Source organism: Aneurinibacillus sp. UBA3580 (assembly GCF_002375825.1).
In the GTDB taxonomy this organism is placed as follows: domain Bacteria; phylum Bacillota; class Bacilli; order Aneurinibacillales; family Aneurinibacillaceae; genus Aneurinibacillus; species Aneurinibacillus danicus.
The window spans coordinates 19,812-20,070 of sequence record NZ_DFMZ01000073.1; the positions used below are offsets into that span (position 1 = coordinate 19,812).

Sequence of the window (259 nt, forward strand, 5' to 3'; positions counted from 1 at the left end):
CTTCCCCGGATCTTATTTCCTCTCTCCCTTCCTTCTTTCCTCATGATTTTCACAGAAAACCACCATGGCGTCTCAGCCACAACCCCGACATGAAAATGCAGAGAAGAGCGGCTGACTCTTGTGGTACGAAGGAAAAGAGAGGAAAGAATGGGGAGCGGATTTTAATGTAGAAAAAGGCGAAGGCCTTTTTCTTCCTTAGATCTTTTTTCCTCCCTCTTTCTTCATGATTTTCACAGAAAAACCGGGGAAAATCCCCGGC

At 45.9% G+C, this 259-nt stretch carries 1 protein-coding gene; it reads right to left on the reverse strand.

The features are described from left to right. Window positions 1-49: 49 nt before the first annotated feature. On the reverse strand, window positions 50-259 hold a 210-nt coding region (locus B2899_RS11150; RefSeq protein ID WP_286885811.1), incomplete at its 5' end, for a hypothetical protein.